Source organism: Spirosoma pollinicola (assembly GCF_002831565.1).
GTDB classification, from domain to species: domain Bacteria; phylum Bacteroidota; class Bacteroidia; order Cytophagales; family Spirosomataceae; genus Spirosoma; species Spirosoma pollinicola.
Map to the genome: position 1 here is coordinate 7,956,672 of NZ_CP025096.1, position 20,639 is coordinate 7,977,310.

Here is a 20,639-nt window from a genome sequence, read left to right on the forward strand (position 1 = left end):
TTAAACAACGTCAACGAATAGTTGCCCGCCAAACCAGAGAGCTGGTGAGAAGGTACAAAAGAACTAGCTAGTCAATAATCTGGCTGCTTCTTTCGCGAAGTATGTCAAAATAACATTGGCTCCGGCTCGCTTAATGGCCATCAGCGATTCCATCATAGCGCGTTCGCCATCGAGCCAGCCGTTTTGGGCAGCCGCCTTAATCATAGCGTACTCACCACTGACATTGTAGGCCGCAATAGGCAGATGAAAATTATCGTCCAGCAGCTTTATAATATCCAGATAAGCCAATGCGGGTTTTACCATCAGAAAATCAGCTCCTTCTTCGTAATCGAGCTGAGCTTCGATTAGCGCTTCCCGGCTGTTGGCAGGGTTCATCTGATAGGTTTTTTTATCACCAAATTTCGGTGCCGAATCGAGGGCGTCCCGAAAAGGGCCATAGAAAGCACTGGCATACTTTGCGGCATACGACATAATGGCTACGTCATGGAAACCGCCTTCGTCCAACATTTGCCGAAGGTAGCCAACGCGCCCGTCCATCATATCAGACGGCCCAACGATATTGGCCCCGGCCTGCGCCTGCGCCAGTGCCATTTTACCCAGCACGTCCAGCGTTGGGTCGTTTAGAATCCTGCCATTTTCCACAATGCCATCATGACCATCTGAACTATAAGGATCCATAGCTACATCGGTCATGATCATCACCTCGGGGAAACGGTCTTTAATAGCCCGGATGGCCTGCATATACAGACCGTCGGGATTATAACTTTCGGTAGCGTATTTGTCCTTTTTCGCTTCAGAAATATTAGGGAATAGATCGAACGTTTTAACCCCAAGGTCAACGCATTCCTGAATTTCATGTAGCAGTAAATCAAGCGAATACCGATAAATGCCCGGCATAGACGAGACTTCAGACCGAATGTTCTGGCCTTCCATGATGAAAACCGGAAAAATAAAATCAGTAACCGACAGGCGGGTTTCCTGCACCATATCACGGATAACCGCCGATTGGCGATTCCGACGCGGGCGACGTATTATGTTCATTGTATTTTGTGAAGTAGGTGTATTGAGTGCAGTTAGTGAGGTGGATAAATAAGTGGTGTAGATGGCATGTATTTACCCTACATCACTAATTTATCTACTTGACTAACTGCACTCACTACACTATCAGTTTAAATCCTTCGCCGTGCACATTAACAAGCTGAACAGCGGGATCTTCCCGCAGGTATTTGCGCAGTTTTGTTACATACACGTCCATGCTTCGGGCGTTGAAATAAGAATCATCACCCCAAACCATTTTCAAGGCAAAACTACGGCTAACCGGTTGATTCAGGTTCTGTGCCAGCAATTTTAATAACTCCGATTCCTTACTGGTTAGTTTCTGTGGCGCCAATTCTGTGGCATCGGCCAACGGTTCATTGGCAGTTCGGGAAAGAAGTTGATGCGGATAATCGAAGGAGAACGAGCCAATTTTATAGGTAGTGGCCTCTACCGATTCGGTTGAGCGCTGATAGCGACGAAGAATGGCCTGAATCCTGAGCAATAGTTCTTCCATGCTGAAAGGCTTGGTCATGTAATCGTCAGCACCAGCCTTAAAGCCCTGAATGGTATCTTCCTGCATGGACTTGGCGGTCAGGAAAATAATGGGTACGTCCCGATGATCCATCCGAACTTCTTTCGCCAAAGTGAAGCCGTCTTTCTTGGGCATCATCACATCAAAAATACAGAGATCATACTGACCCGCCATAAATAGCTGTAGCCCCTGATTTCCGTCGGTAGCCCGGTCGGTGGTATACCCTTTCATGTTCAGGTATTCCTGTACTAATTGCCCCAGATTAGGGTCGTCTTCAACAAGTAGAATGGCTGGCATAAGTATGAAAGAGGGAATGAGTAAAAGAGCGAAACTGATTTAGTGAATTCATTCTTTTACTCATTCCCTCGTTTGTGTATAAGGTATAATGACGTCAAAGGAGCTGCCTTTGCCGAGATGGCTTTCGACCATTATTTGGCCGTGATGTTCGTCGACCATTTTCTTTACGTAACTAAGGCCCAGGCCAAAACCTTTCACATCGTGCCGATTGCCGGTTGGTACCCGGTAAAATTTCTCAAAAATTCGACTCGTTTGCTCCTTGCTCATGCCCAACCCCTGATCGGTTACAGTAATGCCAACACCCCCGGATGCGGTGATGCCCGAGGAAGCTGACCCCTCCGGAATACTACGCGTACTTATTGTAATATGTGGCTTATCGGGCGAATATTTTAGCGCGTTGTCCAACAGATTATAGACAATGTTAGTCAGGTGAAGTTCATCAGCTTCAACAACTTCGCGGTCGGCATCGAACGTAAGATCGACCTCGCCACCACGTTGTTCTATTTGCAAACTCAGGTTGTTGAGCACTTTTTCGATAACATCGTGTATGTTGACCGACGTTATATTAAGCTTGATTTCGCCCCGATCCAGCAACGCCATTTGCAGAACCTTTTCGACATGTGAACCTAATCGCCGGGTTTCATCCCGAATAATGCTCATGTATCGAGTTAAGCGGGAATCAGACAGGCTCGGTTCCGGCAGTCCGGGGTCTTGCATATCGTGGTCCGGCAATCCGTAGTCCGGCATTCCGTGGTCCGGCATTCCGGGAAAGCCAGATTGAGACCCACCTCCACCAGACGACACGTTCGCCAAACCAGCTGAACGGCGAACCGAACTTTCTGAACGCAATTGTTCCTGCGCCATTTCAACAGCGAGCGAAATCGTTGAAATCGGCGTTTTGAACTCATGGGTCATGTTATTGATAAAGTCATTCTTGATATCCGCCAGTTTTTTCTGCCTGACGATCGTACTGATCGCGATATAAAAACACGCCAGAATAACCAGAATCAACACCACCGACGCACCGAATGTAAAGCCTAACCGGCTCAGAATAAATTCCTGCTGGGTTGGGAAATAGACATAGACATAGTTGCCGGTTTCGAGCAGATTGTTTGGAAAAAGGGCCGCTTTATAGCCATTGGCGTCAAACTGCTGAGCCTCTATACCCATAGATGTAAACAAGAATCGAGGTCGTTGACGAGTCCGAACGGCGTAGGCAAAGGGGATATTGATGCCCCGTTCCACCAGCGACTGCCGAAGTAATGTATCGAGTGCCAGTCTGTTCACCCGATCTTCAATAGGCCTATCGGACAGTAGCAAGCCCTTAAGCACATCTTTTATCATATGCGACTGCTCTTCGGCGCGGTGCTGGCTCATACTGGCCGGCCCTGTCAGTAAACCCGGTTTAGTTGACGGCAGCAGATTATCAAGCTGATTTTTCCGGCGTTGAGCTACACGGCGGAGCCTGTTTTTAGCCGCCTGAGCTGCAGAGTCCTGCCTTACCTGGCTGTTGATACGGCTCAGTTCTGTATTCAGTACGTTCTCAACCCAGTGATCGAACTGCTGCTGTTGCGCCAGTTGCGTTTGCCAGTCGCCAACTGCCATTAATTCATCCTGCTGACGAAAAAACTCTTCAACAACGGCCATTTGTTCGGCCGAAAGGGGGCGTACAATGGGGTGTAACACATCAGACTGAACGACGACCGTACCAACAGGAGCCAGGCCAGACGGTATTGGTTGCCGATGAGCCAGTTGGTTGGGTGTTGAGAAGCGGGGCACTTTCTGTTGAACGGGTTGTAATGATTGCGTACCAACAAGTGGCGCTTCGCCAGTAGCCTTCGCCCCCGATTTGCCTTCCTTCTTGGCGATAGCCATTAACCGATTTTGCTGTTCCCGGGCCTGAACGCGCTGTTTTGTCAGATAAACAATTTCCTGCCGCTCCAGTGTTCGAACAACCTCTTGCAGGGCATCTGTCACTTTGTAGGCAAACTGTTCTTCCTGTAAGTGCAACGCACTGCTGATCCCATAGAGTTGGAGCCCTACCAGTCCCAGAAGCCCAATGGCCATTAGTGCGACAATCCAGCGTATGCGTTGTTTTGACATTTTTTTTACTCGCTCATGCAACCTTTGCCTTACTTATTCATCTATAGTAAAAGGATGGCAAGGGTTAGTAAAAGTACGAACCTGGTTGGCTACACATTGGCTCGTTAACAAACTTTAACAACCCCTGTATCAACCCATTTAACAAAGTATCGCTCCTTCATTTGCAACTGCAAACTACTATGAAAAAAACAGTTTTTGCCGGATACCAGTTCGCATCGACCCTGCTGCTGGTGGCTGCCTTCAGTGGAGCTGCCGTAGCGCAGAAACAGACCAGTCCAACTCCCAAAGCCGATAAAGGCGAGGTAAACGTTCGGATAATTGAACGAAATGGGGATGACGTTCGGGAAATCGAACGTACCTATCATATGGATGGTATGAATGATCCTCAACGCGACCAGATGGTCATGAAGTTAGTGGATTCGCTTAAAGCCGCTCGTAAGGATGGCGGTAAACGCCAGATGACAATTATCATTGATGATAACAATGGCGACAGAACCGTAAAAAGGGAACGCATAACCCCTAACAAACGACGTGCCCCGGCAGACGCATATGCACAGCGCAACAAACTTCCCAGAGGCAATAACGACCAGGATTTCTGGAACAATCAATCATGGCGGTATGAGTTTCGGCGCGGAGCCGACTCACTGACCGATCAACTTAATCGGCTTAAATTTCAGGTACCGAGAGATTTCGACCGGCAATTGGTTCGGCCGTTTGAAGACTGGGCACGAAATTTCAACGGAAAAGCATCAACCATTCGCGGCCTGGACGCGTACCCGAACAACCCCGACCGTGACCAGTTGAACGTTCGTTTTACAGCCCCCACCAAAGGCGATGTGAGTATTGTGGTAACAAACACTAAAGGAAAAGAAGTCGCCAAACGTGATATCAAAGACTTCTCGGGCGAGTTTGTCGGTCAAATCGATCTGGGCAAAAAGGCGCAGGGCACCTATTTTATTACTGTTACCCAGAACGAAGACGGTGCGGTAAAACGGATTGTTGTAGAATAGGAAATCGGGTGCAATGAGTGGAGTGGGTGAAGTGAGTGACCTTGGAACTGGAACTGACTAACTCCACTTACTCCACTCATTTCACCCACTCTACCACACTCAAAAATATTTTTTAAAAATTTAGTACTATGTATTGCAAGATACCAAACTAAACCCATATCTTTGTATTGTTCTTAGATAGCAGCGCTCATGAAAACTCTCCTTATAGTCGGCATTTTATTTTTAGGCATTAGCGGACAGGCATTTAGCATGGGCCATCCGCATAATATGTTTGCCGCCCGCAAACAGAACGGGCCCTACCTGAATCAATGTCTTCACACAACGTCGGTAAAACTCCCGGCTGCGGATTTGCGTTTCACGGCGTTCCTGACGCGCCTTAATAACAACTTCGTATGGTGGAAATCACTCCATGAAGCCGTGACCACGCTGACGGGAAAAGTCAATAAACTCGAACAAAAGGTAGATGCCCGGGCGGCTAAGGATTCCATTGCGGCTAAGCGGTCCATTCGCAATCGTGCGCATAGGCGTGGTGCTGCCCCACGGTACGTTGTTTCGGGGTGGTGCGGAAGGAAGCATTCGCGAGAAACTGCTGGAAGGAAGCATTCGCGAGAAACTGCTGGAAGATGACCTCGTGGCTAGCTAGCTAGGGGTTTTCTGGGGTTTTCTGCCTTGCCCTTTTTGGCGCATGAGCCCGACCAAACCCAGTTCTTGCCAGGCAGAAAGCCACTTGCCAACCGAATGCTGGGAGACTTCGGTGTGGCCTGCTACCTCTTTGGCCGAGAAGCCTTTATGACTCCAAAGTAATGCTTGACAAGCCCGTCTAAACTCGTACTTAGGGTGGTTTTTGATGGCTTCCTGTAAAGTAAGTTTCTCGGTGTCAGACAAGGAGATGCAGCGTTTTGGTCGGCTCATACTGCAAGTTAATAAATGAAAGTTAAATTTGCGTGATTACTTACCCTTCACTATGCTGAGATGTCTTAGGGTAGAGTCTTTGGGATCTTTCTGTAAAAACAGCACAACTCTCATTTTAGCTTCAAAGCCTTGACTTCCAATTAAACTGTCTTTTGAGGGAGCTAGACTTTCTGTTCTTTTTCCTATGTGATGTAGTATAAGAAATAGGCATTGATGCTTCAAGGCCAGTTCGTTAAACTTATTTATGAAGCTTCTTACTTTACTTACTTGATTTATATCATTGTCTCCAAATACATCTGCAAAAGCATCTATAATGACGCAATCCGCCTTTTGTCTTAGAAGTTCTTTGTCCAAATCATCAATCAAATTTTCATACTCGAAAATAAAACGTAAACTGACTAACTGATCAGCTTCATAGTTACCCTCACTCTGTTTGATTAATCTCGCTCCTACGGCAGCAGGGTCATCCTCCGTAGATAGATAAATTACATTGTTGTGTGTAGCATTTAACTGAAATCCAAGAAAGTTATTTTCCCCAACAACAATGGCTGATGCAAGTTGTTGAAGCATTGTACTTTTGCCAGTATCTGAGCTACCTGCTAAACTGGCTACACCAACCTTAGGGAGAAGGGGGTCAACTAATTTTGGAATATCAACTGAGCTACCCTTAATTAGTTGTTCTCCTGTTAATACTTTTAGCATACTACAAAATAAATGGGATAGGTTAACTATAGTGTTGATATACGGGGACTCTGTCCATCCACATCACAATATATAGTTTTTTGGATGGATGGATTTAATACCTTTTTAAAAATTTAAAATTTTATAAATAATCCAATAAAATATTTGCTTTTTTCGATAATTGTTTGTAACTTTATATAAGTAAAAAATATATCATAGTTAATGTTAAGTTTAAGGGAATGTGAAAATGTACTCAACAAGAGAGAATGTAAGTATAGTCTTGAAGAGATAGAGTTTATTAAAGGAGTATTAGATCAGTTAGCAGAAATAGAATATCAACAGTACAAAAATCAATTAAATGAAAGCAGTTATATATACGAGAGTATCCACGGAAGATCAGAAGGAGAATGGGTTCAGCTTACAAGATCAGGAAGCGCGGTTGCGTAAGCATTGTGATCAGAATAATATAGAAATTATTGAACATTATCAGGACGACCATTCCGCAAAGAACTTTAATAGACCTGCTTTTAAGCGTTTTTTAGATGATTTAAAGACTAAGAAAATAAGGCCAAATTTATTCCTTTGTGTGCGTCCAGATCGTTTCTCTCGGAACTTGTTTGCGAGTTTAGAAATGATCAATCAATTAAATACTTACGGTGTAAAGCTCCAGACTCTTGAAAATAATACTGAGGTCAACACCCCCGAGGATAGGTTTATGCAGGTGATTCACTTGCTTATGCCACAAGTAGACAATGAACGACGTGGATTGAATGTAAAACGTGGACTGCGTCAAGCATCTCGTGAAGGTCGTTGTACAGGCCGCGCCCCAAAAGGTTATAAAAATGATCCCTTTACTCGATCAGTTATAATTGATGAAAAGACAGCACCTTTGGTAAAAGAAGCTTTCGAAATCTATAGCAAAGGCATATACACAGCGGAAGAAGTAAGATTAATTATGCGCAAGAAAGGTTTTAAATGTAGTAAAAACCATTTCTTGAGTATTTTGGAAAATCCCTTTTATATGGGGATAATAAAGATAAAAGCTTGGAAGGATGAGAGAGAGGAATTAGTTGTGGGTATTCATAAGCCATTAATTACCAAAGATTTGTTTGAAACTGTTCAAGAATATCGGTTTGGTAAAAAACGTAAGCAAGTATCAACGAGCTCTACTCGTTGTAAAGAATTAGAATTACGTGGTTTTCTACAATGTAAACAATGTGGAAGTAAATTGACAGGCAGTGGTTCTCTTAGCCGTAATAGAACTCGACATTTCTATTATCATTGTCAGCCTGGTTCTGGTTGTAAAGAGCGATTTAGAGCAGACGATGCAAAGAGGGATTTTGTTAAATTCCTTAATGAATTGACGCCACCTGAAGAGGTACTTAATTTATATCACCTTATTTTAAAAGATACTTTTGGTACAGATATAGCTAAAAAAGAAACTGAAATTAAAAGGTTAAACAGCGAAATAGAACAAATTAAAAATCGTCTATCATCTCTAACTGACAAATTTGCTGACGATCTTATTGATAATGATACATATATTCAGCGAAGAGCAGCTTACAAAGCAGAGATAGCTGTATTGAATGATGGATTAAAGATGGCTGAGATTCAGGAAGATGGATTTAATAAATACCTGTCATTTGGCTGTACCTTACTGGGCAACTTGGGTAAATATTACAGCAATTCCTCTCTAGAAGTACAACAGAAGATAGTTGGTTCGATATTCCCCGGAAAGTTAATTTATGACAGTGGAAAATATCGAACCACTGAAATGAATTATTTTGTAGAGCTAATGTGCTCACATTCAGTTGATAACGTTGTAATAAGCGAAGGGCTGACCACGAGAATTCGTAATCAGCCCTCTTGGGTAGGAAGTAGCGGGCTCGAACCGCTGACCTCTGCTCTGTCAAAGCAGCGCTCTGAACCAACTGAGCTAACCTCCTTTGAACCGGCAGACTATGTCCTGCCGGGCTACAAAACTACAAAACTTCTGCGTTCTCCAAACGAGTGTGATAAACTTTTTGTGATGGAATGCGCCACAACAGCACGAATCCTACGATAAACAGCACTAACAGAGCGAGTATCGAATTTCGCATACTCCCCGTTAACTGTTCGATCAGGCCATAAATCAGGGTGCCGAAAACGATGGATGTTTTCTCGGTTACGTCGTAGAAGCTAAAATAAGAGGCCGTATCGGTGGTGGCCGGAATGAGTTTGGAATAGGTCGACCGCGATAGTGATTGAATCCCGCCCATCACCAAGCCCACCACACCCGCCAGTACAAAAAACTGCGATTGGGTTTGGACATAGTAAGCGCCTGCACACACGAAAATCCAGATCAGCACGGCTGTCATGAGCGCATACGTGTTTCCAATCCGCTCTGACAAACGGGAGAAGCCGTAAGCGCCCGGTATGGCCACCAATTGAATCAGCAGAATGGTTATGATGAGACTTTGGCCCGGTAGCCTTAATTCATCACTCCCAAAAATCGTTGCGACATACATCACCGTCTGAACGGCCATGTTGTAAACAAAAAACGAAACCAGGAACCGTTTGGCTAATGGCTGTTTCTGTAAGTCTGCCCAAACCTGCTGTAATTCTTTGAATCCGTTCAGCAGGTAATTTCCCTCGCGGTCAGCGTTTGACCCTTTTCGGACGCCGTTCGGTAAGCGGCTAAACGGAATTTGTGCAAACCCGATCCACCAAAGACCCACCGTCAGGAAGGCAATACGGGAGGCCAGGGCTTCGGAAATATTGCCGAACCACTCGCGTTTCAGGATGACCATTAAATTGACAATCATCAGCAACACACTCCCAAGATAGCCCATCGAAAACCCCCGTGCACTAACTCGGTCGTATTGATCTTCGGTGGCAATATCGGGGAGGTAGGAATTATAAAACACAATACTGCCACTCCAGCCTATCAGACTCAGCCAGAAGCAGATAATGGCGAAAGTGGTTGTTTCTTTTGTGAAAAAGTAGAGCAAACTGCAACTGATAGCCCCTGTGTAGCAAAAGGCTTTCATGAATGTTTTTTTGCGGCCACTATAGTCGGCTATAGCCGAGCAGATGGGCGAGAGGAGAGCCGTAAATAAAAACGCTGCCGAAATAGTGTAGGAAAACAGCACCGAATTCTTGACCAACATCCCCAGGAAATTAATGATAGGGCCGCCGGAGGCATTCAGCGCTGTTGCCGAAAAATAGACCGGGAAAATACTCGATACGATGACCAGCGAGTGAACCGAGTTGGCCCAGTCATAAAACGTCCAGGCAGTGAGGATGCGGGGGGAGTTTTTCAATGTTGACTGATGGAATGAGTGAATGATAGACTAAATATATCAGGGAATAGATAAGGCTCGAAGATACTTCCGCTTAGTCTATCAATCACTCATTCACTCATTAAAAAATTTATGACGGCTTTCGTAAAGGCATGATTTGAGTCGCCCGCGACCATGTGGCCCGCGTCGGCAACGCTGATGCTTTTGACGTGCGGAACGGCGTCGAGGAACTCGGCCATCACTTTTTCGCTCACCACATCACTAATGCCCCCACGCACAATGAGGGTTGGCACGTTGAGGGCATGGGCGGCCTGGTAAAGGCGTTCTTCACTACTGGTTTGTTGAGAAGGACCCGTGTGTTGCCGCCATAGTGCCAGCATTTTGGGGTCCCAGTGCCAGTAGTAGCGGGCTTCTCCGGTAGGGTGGGCCGGGGTCACGTTCGACCGAAGCCGCAGGTTTTTCTCCAGTCGACTATTGTCTGAAGGCCGTGGTCGATGGGGCAGGTAAGCCGCCACTGCTTCGGCGGCTTCTTCCAGGGTGGCAAACCCTTCCTGATTGCCGCTCATGAACGCAAAAATTCGTTCTATTCCTTTTTGTTCAGTCCGAGGGGCAATATCTACCAGTACAATTGCCGAACAGATTGGTTCGGCTGTCGTGCGTTCCCCTTCGGCGATGAGGGCGGTCATGCCACCCATCGACGCTCCAACCAGAGCCGGTTTTTGGGGAAGCTGCGCACAAATGGCCCGTAGATCGCTCGCCAGATAATCCAGATCATAATGACCTTCTGCCGACCAGTCGCTATCGCCATGACCACGGGCATCGAGTGCCAGCGCATACCAGCCTGCTTCGGCCAGTTGTTTAGCCGTGTCGCCCCACGAATGACGGGTTTGGCCGCCACCATGTAATAGTATAACCGGCGGGTGTGTAGGATCGCCAAAGGCGTCGGCAGCAATAAAAAAGCCCGGTTCGGTTTCGAATTGCACAGGTAGTTAATTAGTGGAGTGGTTGATTTGTGAAATGAGTAACTAGTCTAAAACTTCGCTAACCTACAATGACGGCTCAAATTCCAGGTTGATAGGGGCATTGGTGCCATCGACAGGAGCCATTTGGCGCAGAATCAACTTGCTCTTTGTGAGTTGTACAATTGGGAAGTTGCCTTTAAAGCCGGACACATCCACGTCGATGGACTGGTTGTCGGTAGCTAATTTCCAGGTGCCCCCATTTATAACCGAGTTGGATTGGCCGGGGTCTAATGCCCGCACAGTTCCATTATTTCGGAATTGCATATTCAGATCATACAATACCTGAGTCGCTAGATTTAAACGGCTTTTGTTGATTTCCTGTCCATCAGATGTGGTTACCCGCTTCGTCCGCCAGTTGTTTGCCACTAGCAAATCTGTTTGTGAACTTGCTGTGGGCGTCGGAGTTGTGCCATCATCCTTTTTACAACCGGTAAGGGCACAAGCAAAAAGCGTAAGGATAAGCAGAAAGCGAAGGGTATTCATAACGGGTTTGGATTGTTTTATGCGTTTCATAGTTGGGTTAGTAACGAGTGGCGTTCGGGTATTCGTTTATCAGGTGGACCGATTTGCGCCCTTAAAATTCTGTAGTTTTGCCGAAACTTCAAGCAATGCGTGCTCCATTTAGCTTATTCTTATCCTGGATAGTTGGTTTTCTGCTTTGTAACGATCCGCTCGCTACGGCTCAGGAACTGTGTGCCGAGCGGCTTACTTTCACACCAGTCAGTCAGCCTAACCAGATTGAGTGGAGCAAGTTCCCAACCTTTACCCTGCCATTTTCAATCATATACGGCGGCCCTCGTTTTGGCGATACGCAGGCAAGTCCCCTGCGACATGGGTTCAGCCAGCTCGTCGATATTAAAGATAGTGAATACGGTAGTTTAGTGCAGCCCCGACAGCGAGCCGTTGTTTATTACGGAATTGCAACGGGTTTAAATCAGCCCTGGGAAACCATTGAAAGTCCGTGGGCAAACGACCTAACTGCTTATCGGGCCAAATGGGATAATTTTCTGTCGGGTGTGGCTGGTGGACAAAAAAACTCGGCGGGTTTATATGTGCTTCCCATTAGTCGATTGGCTCTCGATTATGAGCGTTTTCTGGAAACAGACAGTAGAATTTTAAAACTGAAACAGGATAATCGCGTACCGGTACAATACCGAAATCTGTCTGACACCGATTTTATATCGGCTTATAAAAAAGCAATTCGAAACCTGTATTCCGAAGCCGCTCGCTACATCCGTCAGCATGCCGACCTTACTGGAATAAGCCTGACCAGTTACGCCGATACGCCTGTATTGAATACGTACCTGAACGTACCAACGTTTACCTGGGCCGATTGGACGACGAACCTCAGCCGCACGAATTACATGGTTCAGGATTCACTTGGGCGCGGCATTGGCGGGCCGTATTATGACCAGTTGAATGCCCTGTCGCCTTCGGCCTATTATTACTACGATTACCCGAACCCATTGGCACAGGATTATCTGGCCTATCTGCTTTTTCAGGTCGAGGTAAATCGTGCCTGGAGCAACAAACCTGTTGTGCCGTGGGTCTGGTTGCGCTACCACGACAGTTCGAGCAGCTACCCGAATTTCATTCAGCCGTTTATGGCCGAAGCCACAGCAATATTTCCGTTCTTTTCGGGAGCTGCCGGACTTTGGCTCTGGGAAAATTCAACTCTGACGCCAACACGCACCGATACGTATGCCGTCTACGAACATTTTACACATGGGTTGTACCGGCTCTCTCGCTTTGCCGATATGTTTCAGGGGAGTTACGAGTTAGTTATCGAAACGCCTGCCCGCGACCTGATGGAAAAACAAGTACCCGTTTGGCGGGGTGTGGTGAAAGCCAACAAAATTCTCGTTGCGGCTCAAAATCCATATGCGAATGATGGCCAGAAAACCAGCCTTACGGTACGCTATAAAAGCTGGCAGCAGCTCATCGAATTGACAGGACGCGAAGTCTATTTATGTCGCTTTGATATGGGGACTGTTACGGCTACAGAACCAGCTTTGGCCGACGTGATAGTCTCCCCAAATCCAGCTCAAACGACGCTCACGGTTTCTTTCAGTCGCTTGCCATCGACGTCAACAGAGCTAATTTTATTAAACACAACCGGCCATTCCGTCGTTAGGAAGGTGGTTAACAGTGTTAAGGAGACTATTGATGTGGCCCAACTGCCGACCGGCCTCTATATTCTCCGAATCCAAAACGAAACCGGCACCCAGACAAAGAAAATCGTTATCAACCATTGATAATTTAACCGTTTTAACACAGAGATACACAGAGCAAAAAGAGATTCGCAGAGAAAACAAAAACTCTGTGAATCTATTTTTTGCTCTGTGTATCTCTGTGAAATAAAAATAATAAATCATGCCCAATCAACTGCAGTACGAAACCAGCCCATACTTACTTCAACACGCCGAAAACCCAGTGGACTGGTATCCGTGGGGAGAAGAGGCATTAACAAAAGCACTGGAAGAAGACAAGCCAATTCTGGTCAGTATTGGGTACTCGGCTTGCCATTGGTGCCATGTTATGGAGCGCGAATCGTTCGAGATAGAGTCCGTAGCGCAGGTGATGAACGACCATTTCGTGTGCATTAAAGTCGACCGCGAAGAACGGCCGGATGTGGACGCAATTTATATGGATTCGGTACAGGCTATGGGGGTTCAGGGTGGGTGGCCGCTCAACGTGTTTCTGATGCCCGATGCCAAACCCTTTTACGGCCTCACCTATATGCCGCAAAAAAACTGGGTAAATCTATTATACAGCATCCAGGCGGCCTTTGCCGAACACCGGGCCGATCTGGCTCAATCTGCAGAGGGATTTGCCCGTGAATTGAATCTGACAGATGCCGAACGGTACGGATTGTCGCAAAACGAACCGCTTTTTTCTGCCGAAACACTGGATGTATTGTATCGGAAAGTAGCGGTAAAAGCTGATGACGAAAAAGGCGGTATGCGTCGGGCACCCAAGTTTCCAATGCCTAGTGTCTGGCGATTTCTGTTACGCTATTATGACGTAACTGTCGCTTCGGGTGTTGAGAATGAAGCAGCACTTCACCAGGTTAAAATAACCCTTGATCGTATGGCCCTTGGGGGAATTTATGATCAACTAGGGGGGGGCTTTGCCCGCTACTCGACCGATGCCGACTGGTTTGCGCCCCACTTCGAGAAAATGCTTTACGACAATGGTCAACTGCTTACCCTCTATGCAGAAGCTTATAGTTTAACTCGAAGTCCTTTGTATAAACATGTTATCTATCAAACGATTAACTTTTGTCAACGGGAGCTGCTCAGTCCGGAAGGCGGTTTCTACTCGGCACTCGATGCCGATAGCGAAGGGGTAGAAGGGAAGTTTTATACATTCACAACGCCTGAACTAAAGGAAATCTTGGGCATTGATTTTGACTGGTTTGCCGAGCTCTATAGTATAACTGAAGCCGGAAACTGGGAGCCGGACCACGAAGGGCATGGACTTAATATCCTGCACCGCACCGAATCTGACGACTCCTTTGCCGAACGAATGGGCTGGTCGCCCGCCGATCTTAATGTGCGCCTGGATGCCACCCACACCCGGCTGTTACGCGTGCGGAATGAGCGCATAAGACCGGGCCTGGACGATAAAATACTTTGTTCCTGGAATGGGCTGATGTTGAAAGGGCTGGCTACTGCTTATCGCGTTTTTGGTGAGCCGGAGTTCCTGACGCTGGCGCTGAGACTGGCGTTTTTTCTAATGAAGAAAATGCGCGACAACCGGAACGGTCGATTGTGGCACAGCTATAAACTGGGCCGTGCCCGTCAAACGGGTTTCCTGGACGACTATGCCGCCGTTATTGATGGGTTGCTGGCCCTGTATCAGGCCACGTTTACTGAAAGCTGGCTAACCGAAGCCGACCAACTGATGCAGTATGTACTGACCAACTTTACTGATGATCATGTGGATGAGTTAACCGGAGCCGATCCGATGTTCTTTTTCACCGATAAAAATGGCGAAGAACTCATTGCACGGCGGAAAGAGTTGTTCGATAATGTTATTCCATCGTCAAACTCGATGATGGCCGAGAACCTCCACGCACTGAGTTTACTGCTAGATCGGCCTGACTATGCCGAACGCGCCGACCAGATGCTCGGACGCGTGCAGCCAATGGTGCAGCAAAATGCCGATTACCTGACCAATTGGGCGTCGCAATTTGCCCTACGTGCCCGACCCACTGCCGAAATCGCCATCGTTGGGCCTGATGCTGAGCAGTTCCGGGCAGAAATAGATGCTGAATTTTATCCCAACAAAGTGCTGTGCGGGACAACTGATAAAAGTGAATTACCCTTGTTACAACAACGTGGGCCAGTGGAAGGGCAAACCGCTATTTATGTATGTTACAACCGTGCCTGCCAACTGCCGGTCACAAGCGTAGCAGACGTGTGGCGCCTGGTCCGGTGATAGGGTTACCGATTAGTAAAAATATAAAAATATTCTCATTTATTATTGTAATAATATAGGAATAGGATAGGGGTAACAGTACATTTATGGTGAAATTATCAGATTTAGGTAACTTTTGTGTAACGGTTACTTCGCCTGACTCTGGTGATTTAGTTTCTATGTAAAGTAATTCTTGACACACTTAACAACTAGAAAGCCATGAATGTAACTCGTTTGTTTTCCTGTATTGTTTGCTTAATTATTGCAATCGTGGTGGGGGGGTGTGGTGACCACCGCATTCCAGATGTAACGCCGGGATCTGGTTCAAGTAAGTTGCGCGTCAAAACGATAACTCAGGATCAGCCGAATAACACGGCAAAGGCGAGTTCGTTTCTATATGATGCCCAAGGGCGTCTGGGTAAGATTATTACCTACCAGACACCCGATAGCACCCAGGCACAGGTAGAAAACAGCGTTTATCAGTATGATGGGCAAAACCGGCTCACTGAGCTTAAACGGGATGTTGTCCGGCGGGGTGAGCCATTTGGCACCAATACCGAACGATACACTTATAGTTACAACCTTGTTGGGCAGATAGCTGCACTGGGGTACACCAACAACAATTCAAGTGGCGGAAGCTGGTCGGTAACTCCTCAATATGATGGGAATAATCGGGTTATCGGTACTGCCAAATCATTTAATACAGGAGGCCTTTCTACCAGCGAACATAGTACGTTTACCTACACGGGCAACAACATAACGTTTGCCACAACAACAGGGGCAATTTTTCGGAACATAACCTTCCCATCAGAAACCGTAAATACGACTTATACGTACGACACAGGCTTGAATCCCTTTTATGGGGTGTTTGTCATTCCGGCGCCAACTGCATTTGCGCGTATCCCTGGTTCCATTATGACCTATTACACCTATTTTGGTGGATTTGCCAATTTGCTCAATCTAAATCAGAATAATGTTTTAACAGACGGAACCAACACCTATACCTACACATACAACAGTGCCAATCTGCCAACAAGTCGCATAACAACCATGGGCGGTTCTGTAACAGAAACGTTGCATTATGAATATGAATCGTATTGATGGTTGATATAGGGTGTATGATGTATTATGCAAAACGTAATAATATATCCTGTAGAATACATCATACATCATTTACTCTCCCCATGCTGTCAGTACCAGCGTCCGCGTGCCGCCATTGTTGCGGTGTTCTCCCAGGTAAATCCCCTGCCATATGCCAAGATTCAGTCGGCCATTGGTAATGGGAATAGTAACCGAATGGCCAAGTAAAGCTACTTTCAGGTGAGCAGGCAAATCATCAGAACCTTCGTAATCATGTTGGTAATAGGGCTCGTTTTAGCGAACCGTCCTGTTGAAAAACCGCTCGAAATCACCCCGGACGGTGGGGTCAGCATTTTCGTTGATCGTTAAGCTGGCCGATGTGTGTTGAATAAAAACATGCAGCATACCAACCTGAATTTGACGAAGATCAACGAAAGCTCGTTCAACTGACTTCGTGATCAGGTGAAAACCTCGTGGATAGGCAGGAAGTTCAAGTATGTGTTGAAAAATGGCCATTGCCAATAAATTGAAATAGGGTTAAATGATGTTTAAAGAATTAACTATATTACTAATAATACAGTTACCAGTCCTATAATTTCAGCGCATTTACTGAGTCATGTTTTTATGAATGCCCTTTATGTGGTCCTAATAACCCTGTTCGTCAGTATGCCCGCTGTAGCCCAGACCGATTCGGCTAAAGTCAACTATACAACGCGCCGTTCATTTGCCGACCACGACGAAGAAATCCTGCTATTTGGCAAACGAAATGACTATTTCACCGTTCGGACGTTGCTTAAAAATGGATCTTTATTTCGGCAAGACTCCTATACACTTCTGCCGAAAACGCTGGCTAATGGATTTCAATTAGACAGCATTAGTCGAATTATCCGGCATGGGCCTACTAAAATTATGTATGCGAGTGGGCAAGTGTATATAAGCTGCGAATACAAAAACAACGCGCTAAATGGACCCTTTATGGTGTTTTATGAAGATGGCACCAAGAAGCGTCGAGAATATTACAAACTTGGCCGCCTAAGCAGGAGTGAGTGCTACACGCCGGATGGTACAAAACAAGCGTGTGCTCCTTTTTACCAGCCAGCTGCTTTTCAGGGACAGGCTGGCGAACTAGCCGCGTATTTAAAGCAAAAGTTAGGGACTGTTATTGATGGTGAGCGCATTCGGGGTGTTCGGGCAACGCTGACGATAAACGAAATAGGGCAGATTATTAGTGTCAAAGCAACTGTTATGGGCGATCAGTCAACTAACAGGCAGTTACCTGATGCGGGGAGTTTCGTCCAGCAGGTGATTCGTACTATGCCCGAATGGTCGCCGGATAAATTAAACTGGAAGCCAGCATTAAGTGATGGTGTTGCTATAAGGTCAACTTGTGTGATGTCGATATATCGGGCATACGGCGCACTTGAATACCGATTGTTTTTTCAATTGTGAAGTGCCAGGGCAATTACATCACCCGATTCGCATTCTCGCTGACAAAAGCACCCCAGGCACCTTTTTTGTTTTTCTTGCCGGGAGCAACGGGCAAGGCATTTTCATGGAAATGATGGCAGATGGCAATGGCCAGCGCATCGGTAGCGTCGAAGAATTTAGCGTCTAATGTCTCCTTAAGTAAATGCCCTACCATTTGAGATACCTGATCTTTCGACGCATTCCCATTCCCCGTAACCGATTGCTTGATACGCCGGGGGGCATACTCCACAATGGGAATATTACGCGACAGACCAGCCGCCATAACCACACCCTGCGCCCGACCTAACTTCAACATGGATTGAACGTTTTTACCGAAAAACGGGTCCTCAATCGCCATCTCGTCGGGGTGGTATTCGTCAATTAGCCGAAGCATCGTTTCGTGGAGTTTCTGGAGCTTCAGTTGGTAGGTTGTATATTTGCTCAGTTGAACGACGCCATACTGAATCATGGTCATTACACCGCCCTTCACCGAAATGATGCCGTACCCCGCAACCTGCGTGCCGGGATCTACCCCTAAAATAATTTTCTCGGAAAGCTGGCTGTTCGGGGTAATAATGGATGCAGTAGGATTAATGATCATGATTAAGCGTTGGGTCTATTGCAAAGTAACGTGTTCTCCTCTATTTTGTCGCTGAAACCAACCAAAAAAATCTTCTTTTGGGCTAAAATAGCCATTTTTGCCATCCTCCTTGGCTATATCGCTCACGTGTTGCGGCAACAGCCATTCGATTGGGTGACGCTGCAAACACAGCTCCGCGCAACCAAATACCCGGAGCGTTGGGCAACGGCTTTGCTCGTACTCACACCCATAAACTGGGGGTTCGAAGCGTTGAAATGGCAAATTCTTCTCCGACGGGTCGAAGCAACCAGTTTTTGGGGTGCTTATCGGGGTGTTCTGGCTGGTGTTACGCTGGGGTTTGCCTTACCCGCGCAGCTGGGCGATACGGCCGGGCGCATATTGTCCCTGCGTACTAATCGGGCAGAAGCTGTGGGGGCATCGCTGGTCTCAGGAGGCATGCAGTTCTACGTCGCCATTGTCTTTGGAACAGTAGCATGGGCCTATCATCTTATCATAGTTCCTGAGCGTAATAACCTCACGGGTAATTGGTTGCTTGGTTTGCTGGTCAGTTTATCGGCGGGTGGCGTCGTGTTTGGTTTACTGCGCCAACGGCTCATTCGCTACCTGTCGGAGAGGCCTAAACTGCGACGGTTTGCCAATTTCTGGCAGGTGGCAGGCTTGTATTCCGACGCTGAAATTGGACTTGCCCTGAGCACAGCCACTCTGCGATACCTTATTTTTTCCGGCCAGTTCTATCTGGCGATGCGTGTCGTGGGCCTGATCTTACCCCCCGATGTTGCCGCATCGGGCATCGGGCTGGTCTTTCTGGCAAAAACCATTACGCCTGCGTTTAATTTACTGAGTGATCTGGGCGTTCGGGAAGCGGCTTCACTCTGGGTTTTTTCGCCCTTCGGTATTCCCGTCCCTATTTTGCTGACAGCAACATTAACGCTTTGGGTGGCTAACGTCCTGATGCCGGTGCTGGTTGGGTTGATCTGGGTTTGGAAATTAAAATTAACCGCTTCATGATAATAACCTTACTTGTGATTAGCGGTTTGTACGCGCTTTTTACCCTGTCCCTTTGGCTTTCCTGGCTGCGAATGCCGACGTTTTTGGTCGATAGAGCGATGCAATCTGAGCCACTTATTACAGTTATCATACCCGTTCGAAACGAAGCGGAGACTATTGAAAACCTGTTGGACGACCTCAGAAACCAAACTTATTCCCGTTTTGAGGTGATCGTTGCCGATGATTCATCGACTGACGACACGCTGTCCATTGTTCAGGCATACGCCAGCACGTCGCCTTTTGCCCTTCATCCGCTTCCCTTGTCTGATGAGCGAACGGCTTCACCCAAAAAGCGGGCAATTACGCAGAGTATAGCCCGCGCTACAGGCGACTTAATTGTTACGACCGATGGCGATTGCCGGGTTGGACCCGACTGGCTGATAACCATTGCTGCTTTTTATGAACGAACCAGCGCGAAACTGATTTCGGGGCCGGTAACCTTTACGGAGGAGAAAACCCTATTTGACTCGTTGCAAACCGTCGAGTTTGCCAGTTTGATCGGTACCGGTGCTTGCACAATGGCCCTCGGTATGCCAACAATGTGCAACGGAGCCAACCTTTGCTACGAAAAACGGGTCTTTGATGACGTTGGCGGATTTTCGGGGGTTGACCATCTGGCCTCAGGCGATGATGAGTTGCTCATGCATAAAATTGCGTCAGCCTATCCCGATAATGTTCATTTTTTGAAGAACCCGGCAGCCATTGTCAAAACGAATACCCATAAGTCGTGGCGTGGATTCTATAATCAGCGGAAACGCTGGGCGAGTAAATGGCGTGCCTATACAAGCTATTTGCCAACGTTATTGGCGGTATTTGTTTTCCTGAGTAATGCTGCACCAGTCGTAGCTGTTGTGGGCTGGCTGCTCGGATTTTTAAACGGAAATGGTACACTTCTCGTTATTGGGCTGAAGCTTGTGCCAGAGTTTTTGTTTTTACGTCAGATTCTTGTTTTTTTACAAAAAAAATCATCTGTCAGCGTAATTCCGCTGACACAGTTAGTATACCCACTTTATGTAATTTTCTTCGGGTTAGCCGCTCAGGGGAAAGGATATAGTTGGAAGGGAAGGAACCTTAACTGATTTACGATGGACGAATGCCAGGGTATGATCGTTACCGGCGGAAAAATTCGAAAGTCGTAATTCGTAA

The 20,639-nt window shown here is 46.7% G+C and carries 17 protein-coding genes, 1 tRNA gene and 2 pseudogenes; 9 read left to right on the top strand and 11 right to left on the bottom strand.

Going from position 1 to position 20,639, the window contains the following annotated elements; all coding sequences use genetic code 11:
• Positions 1-63: 63 nt before the first annotated feature.
• The 3 genes from hemB to CWM47_RS33640 all read right to left on the bottom strand — a co-directional run bounded on the left by hemB (position 64) and on the right by CWM47_RS33640 (position 3,970).
• Positions 64-1,041 (bottom strand): porphobilinogen synthase, encoded by a 978-nt coding sequence (hemB, locus tag CWM47_RS33630; RefSeq protein ID WP_100992896.1) that lies wholly within the window; start codon positions 1,039-1,041, stop codon positions 64-66.
• Positions 1,042-1,156: 115 nt separating this feature from the next.
• Positions 1,157-1,867 (bottom strand): response regulator transcription factor, encoded by a 711-nt coding sequence (locus CWM47_RS33635; RefSeq protein WP_100992897.1) that lies wholly within the window; start codon positions 1,865-1,867, stop codon positions 1,157-1,159.
• A 60-nt stretch (positions 1,868-1,927) separates the two neighbouring features.
• Entirely contained in the window at positions 1,928-3,970 is a 2,043-nt protein-coding gene (locus tag CWM47_RS33640; protein WP_100992898.1) for a sensor histidine kinase, read from the bottom strand.
• Between the two features lie 179 nt (positions 3,971-4,149).
• Here CWM47_RS33640 and CWM47_RS33645 point away from each other — a divergent pair, with 179 nt between their 5' ends.
• Positions 4,150-4,980 (top strand): T9SS type A sorting domain-containing protein, encoded by an 831-nt coding sequence (locus CWM47_RS33645; RefSeq protein ID WP_100992899.1) that lies wholly within the window; start codon positions 4,150-4,152, stop codon positions 4,978-4,980.
• 463 nt (positions 4,981-5,443) lie between these two features.
• Complete coding sequence (locus CWM47_RS40110) at positions 5,444-5,623, top strand: N-6 DNA methylase (protein ID WP_317046680.1); 180 nt, start codon at positions 5,444-5,446, stop codon at positions 5,621-5,623.
• On the opposite strand, the gene CWM47_RS33655 is transcribed toward CWM47_RS40110, so the two are convergent.
• Positions 5,620-5,892, bottom strand: a complete 273-nt coding sequence (locus CWM47_RS33655; protein WP_100992901.1) for a helix-turn-helix domain-containing protein — start codon at positions 5,890-5,892, stop codon at positions 5,620-5,622. The genes CWM47_RS40110 and CWM47_RS33655 overlap by 4 nt on opposite strands.
• 36 nt (positions 5,893-5,928) lie before the next feature.
• A complete protein-coding gene (locus tag CWM47_RS33660) occupies positions 5,929-6,594 on the bottom strand; it encodes an AAA family ATPase (protein ID WP_100992902.1) in 666 nt (221 codons plus the stop codon).
• A gap of 337 nt (positions 6,595-6,931) precedes the next feature.
• Here CWM47_RS33660 and CWM47_RS40465 point away from each other — a divergent pair.
• Positions 6,932-7,687, top strand: a pseudogene (locus CWM47_RS40465) (recombinase family protein); the annotation flags it as partial.
• Between the two features lie 757 nt (positions 7,688-8,444).
• On the opposite strand, the gene CWM47_RS33675 reads toward CWM47_RS40465, so the two are convergent.
• From CWM47_RS33675 to CWM47_RS33690, 4 genes are all read right to left on the bottom strand, one after another.
• Positions 8,445-8,519 (bottom strand) — tRNA-Val (locus CWM47_RS33675).
• A gap of 36 nt (positions 8,520-8,555) precedes the next feature.
• Positions 8,556-9,875: an MFS transporter gene (locus tag CWM47_RS33680; protein WP_100992904.1), complete on the bottom strand. Its 1,320-nt coding sequence runs from the start codon at positions 9,873-9,875 to the stop codon at positions 8,556-8,558.
• 89 nt (positions 9,876-9,964) lie between these two features.
• Complete coding sequence (locus CWM47_RS33685; protein ID WP_100992905.1) at positions 9,965-10,837, bottom strand: alpha/beta fold hydrolase; 873 nt, start codon at positions 10,835-10,837, stop codon at positions 9,965-9,967.
• 63 nt (positions 10,838-10,900) lie between these two features.
• Entirely contained in the window at positions 10,901-11,389 is a 489-nt protein-coding gene (locus CWM47_RS33690) for a hypothetical protein (protein WP_240625598.1), read from the bottom strand.
• 95 nt (positions 11,390-11,484) lie between these two features.
• Here CWM47_RS33690 and CWM47_RS33695 point away from each other — a divergent pair, with 95 nt between their 5' ends.
• The 3 genes from CWM47_RS33695 to CWM47_RS33705 all read left to right on the top strand — a co-directional run bounded on the left by CWM47_RS33695 (position 11,485) and on the right by CWM47_RS33705 (position 16,399).
• Positions 11,485-13,131, top strand: coding sequence for a T9SS type A sorting domain-containing protein (locus CWM47_RS33695; protein WP_100992906.1), 1,647 nt, complete (start codon positions 11,485-11,487; stop codon positions 13,129-13,131).
• A 118-nt stretch (positions 13,132-13,249) separates the two neighbouring features.
• Positions 13,250-15,319, top strand: a complete 2,070-nt coding sequence (locus tag CWM47_RS33700; protein ID WP_100992907.1) for a thioredoxin domain-containing protein — start codon at positions 13,250-13,252, stop codon at positions 15,317-15,319.
• Positions 15,320-15,517: 198 nt separating this feature from the next.
• Positions 15,518-16,399 (top strand): hypothetical protein, encoded by an 882-nt coding sequence (locus CWM47_RS33705; RefSeq protein ID WP_100992908.1) that lies wholly within the window; start codon positions 15,518-15,520, stop codon positions 16,397-16,399.
• A 72-nt stretch (positions 16,400-16,471) separates the two neighbouring features.
• On the opposite strand, the pseudogene CWM47_RS33710 reads toward CWM47_RS33705, so the two are convergent.
• Positions 16,472-16,894: pseudogene (locus CWM47_RS33710) on the bottom strand (secondary thiamine-phosphate synthase enzyme YjbQ).
• Between the two features lie 108 nt (positions 16,895-17,002).
• Here CWM47_RS33710 and CWM47_RS33715 point away from each other — a divergent pair.
• On the top strand, positions 17,003-17,827 hold the full coding sequence (locus CWM47_RS33715) for a toxin-antitoxin system YwqK family antitoxin (protein WP_100992909.1): 825 nt from the start codon (positions 17,003-17,005) through the stop codon (positions 17,825-17,827).
• A 13-nt stretch (positions 17,828-17,840) separates the two neighbouring features.
• On the opposite strand, the gene ruvC is transcribed toward CWM47_RS33715, so the two are convergent.
• Positions 17,841-18,446, bottom strand: a complete 606-nt coding sequence (gene ruvC, locus CWM47_RS33720) for a crossover junction endodeoxyribonuclease RuvC (RefSeq protein WP_100992910.1) — start codon at positions 18,444-18,446, stop codon at positions 17,841-17,843.
• 45 nt (positions 18,447-18,491) lie between these two features.
• Between ruvC and CWM47_RS33725 the strand changes: the two genes are divergently transcribed.
• Complete coding sequence (locus CWM47_RS33725; protein WP_100992911.1) at positions 18,492-19,454, top strand: lysylphosphatidylglycerol synthase transmembrane domain-containing protein; 963 nt, start codon at positions 18,492-18,494, stop codon at positions 19,452-19,454.
• Complete coding sequence (locus tag CWM47_RS33730) at positions 19,451-20,572, top strand: glycosyltransferase family 2 protein (protein WP_100992912.1); 1,122 nt, start codon at positions 19,451-19,453, stop codon at positions 20,570-20,572. Before CWM47_RS33725 ends, CWM47_RS33730 begins: the two co-directional genes overlap by 4 nt.
• Positions 20,573-20,639 lie beyond the last annotated feature (67 nt).